General features: G+C 70.9%; 3 protein-coding genes. All 3 read left to right on the top strand.

The features are described 5' to 3' along the window. Window positions 1-106 precede the first annotated feature (106 nt). Genes EAO77_RS28375 through EAO77_RS28385 form a run of 3 tightly spaced genes read left to right on the top strand, consistent with a single transcriptional unit; the run spans window position 107 to window position 2,474 of the window. Entirely contained in the window at window positions 107-1,021 is a 915-nt protein-coding gene (locus tag EAO77_RS28375) for a carbohydrate ABC transporter permease (protein ID WP_147991186.1), read from the top strand. After that, window positions 1,018-1,878: a carbohydrate ABC transporter permease gene (locus EAO77_RS28380; RefSeq protein WP_147991187.1), complete on the top strand. Its 861-nt coding sequence runs from the start codon at window positions 1,018-1,020 to the stop codon at window positions 1,876-1,878. Before EAO77_RS28375 ends, EAO77_RS28380 begins: the two co-directional genes overlap by 4 nt. Window positions 1,879-1,883: 5 nt before the next feature. Beyond that, window positions 1,884-2,474, top strand: coding sequence for a hypothetical protein (locus EAO77_RS28385; RefSeq protein ID WP_187283456.1), 591 nt, complete (start codon window positions 1,884-1,886; stop codon window positions 2,472-2,474). Window positions 2,475-2,836 lie beyond the last annotated feature (362 nt).

Raw genomic sequence — 2,836 nt, forward strand, 5'->3', positions numbered from 1 at the left:
CGCCTACGAGCAGCAGATAGCCGACGCCGGAGTCCTGGAGCCCATCACCCCGCACCCGGCCGGCGCCGACATCGTCGAAGCCGCCTTCCTGCGGATCGCGGGCGACATGGCGCTGGGCAAGGCCTCCGCAGCGGTGCGGCCGAAACGGGACGGTCTGATCGGCTACCTCTTCATGTCGCCCTGGATAGCAGGCTTCCTCCTGCTGACCGCGGGCCCGATGGCGGCCTCCCTCTACTTCGCGTTCACCGAGTACAACCTCTTCGACTCCCCGAAGTGGATCGGCTTCGACAACTTCACCGAGATGTTCGACGATCCGCGCTGGCGGACCTCCGTCGAGGTGACCGCGAAGTACGTCGTCATCGGCACACCGATCAAGCTGCTCCTCGCCCTCGGCGTCGCCATGCTCCTGGCGCAGAGCCGGCGCGGTCAGGGCTTCTACCGTGCGGCCTTCTACGCCCCGTCGCTCGTCGGCGCCAGCGTCTCCGTCGCCATCGTGTGGCGCGCCCTCTTCTCCGACGACGCCGTCGTCGACCGCACCCAGTCGCTCTTCGGCATGGACGTCGGCGGCTGGATCGGCGACCCCACCTGGGTGCTGTACTCCCTGGTGGCACTGACCGTCTGGCAGTTCGGCGCTCCGATGGTCATCTTCCTCGCGGGCCTCAAGCAGGTGCCGCGCGAACTGTACGAGGCGGCGCAGGTCGACGGCGCCGGCCCGTGGCGGCGCTTCTGGAACATCACCCTGCCGATGATCTCGCCGGTGATGTTCTTCAACGTCCTGCTGGAGACGATCCACTCGTTCCAGATCTTCGGCTCGGCGTACGTGGTCAGCAACAGCACCTGCGGACCGGCGGACGCCACCCTCGTCTACACCTGTTACCTGTACCAGCAAGGCTTCGAGAACAGCCGGATGGGCTTCGCGTCCGCCATGGCCTGGATGCTGCTGATCGCGGTCGGTCTGGTCACCGCCGTGCTGTTCTGGTCCCAGCGGCGCTGGGTGCACTACGAGGAGGCGGCCCGATGAGCGGCACACTCACCCACCGCGCCCGGCGCGGCTCGGGTTCCCTGTTCTGGCACGCCGGGGCGCTCGCCCTGCTCGCCGTCGTGCTCTACCCCGTGGTCTGGGTCATCGGCGGCTCCCTCAAGCCGAGCGACGACATCGTGGGCAGTCTGGACCTGCTGCCCACGCAGCCGATCACCGACAACTACCGCCGGCTGACCGAGGGCATCGCCGACATCCCGATCTCGACGTTCTTCGTCAACTCCACCTTCCTCGCCGTCGGTTCGGTGATCGGTGTGCTGGTGTCGAGCTCACTGGCGGCGTACGCGTTCGCCAAGATCGACTTTCCCGGCCGCAACCTGATGTTCGCGCTGATGATCGGCACGCTGCTGCTGCCGTACCACGTGCTGCTGATCCCGCAGTACGTGCTGTTCCAGAAGCTGGAGCTGATCAACACCTATGTGCCGCTGCTGATCGGCAAGTACCTCGCCACAGACGCCTTCTTCGTCTTCCTCATCCTCCAGTTCATGCGCAACCTGCCGAAGGAACTGGACGAGGCGGCCCGGCTCGACGGCTGCGGACACCTGCGGATCTACTGGTCCATCGTGCTGCCGCTGTGCCGGCCGGCCCTGATCACCAGCGCGATCTTCACCTTCATCAACGCGTGGAACGACTTCATGGGCCCGCTGATCTATCTGAACGAGCCCGAGAAGTACACCGTCTCGCTGGGCCTGAAGATGTTCATCGACCAGGACGCCGTCGCCGACTACGGCGGCATGATCGCCATGTCGCTCGTCGCGCTGCTGCCGGTGCTGGCGTTCTTCCTCGCCTTCCAGCGCTATCTGATCGACGGCATGGCCACCTCCGGACTGAAGGGCTGATGGACATGGCCGTCCGCACAGCGGCGGTACGCCCGCCGTCCCGCCTCTCCACCGGCTTCGGCGTCTTCGCCGAATGCCTGCTGACCGGCGTGTGGATCGCGCTGGCCGCCCTGCCCGTGGTCACCGCGCCCGCCGCCTTCGCGGCGGGGGCCCGCCATCTGCGCCGCCATCTGGACCACGAGACGGGCGGCTGGCGGCACTTCGCCGCGGACGTCCGGGCAGCGGCACGCGGCGGCGCGCTCGTGGGGCTCGGCGGCATCGCGGCCGTCTGGCTGCTCTGGCTGAACCTCTCGGCCGTGGGCGCCGGACTGCCGGGAGGCGCGTTCGTCGGCGCGGTCGGCATCCTCGCCTTCATCGGTGGTGCCGTGGCCGTCCTGCGGGCGGCGGCCGTCTGGCACCCCGGTGCCCGCTGGCGTGACCTGCTGGGCGCCGCCGCCCGCCGCACCGTGCGCGACCCCGCCGGCTCGCTGCTGCTCGTCGGCGGCTTCGCCGTGGTCGCCGGATCGGCGTGGGCGGTCGCGCCCCTGGCGGTCCCGGTGACCGGTGCGGTCGCCGCGGCCGCGGTCGCGGTCGAGTCCCGGTACGCCGCACGCTGACCGCCGACCGCGCGGGCCCGGGCCCGCGCGGTCGGCGGTCAGCAGGGGCCGCAAGCGGTTCGCGGCATGCCACGACACGCGGGTGCGTGCCCCGCGAGCCGGCCGGCACGTGCCGCGCCCGGCCGGGTTCCGGCGGCCCCCGCCTCCGGAAGCCCCAGCGCGGCGCTTCCCGGCGTGCCACGCCTGCGGTGCGCGCAGGCCGGGGGACGCTCCCACGCTCCCGCGACGCCACGACGTCCCACGCGCCGCACCTCGGGCGCGCCGCAAGGCCCCCGCGAAGGGCACCGGGCCACGAGCCGTGTCCCGTCCCGACCCCGGCCGGCCCAGCCACCCGCTGAAGCGCCGGCCCCATGCCCCCGGCC

It is taken from the genome of Streptomyces sp. T39 (assembly GCF_008042045.1).
Lineage (GTDB): Bacteria > Actinomycetota > Actinomycetes > Streptomycetales > Streptomycetaceae > Streptomyces.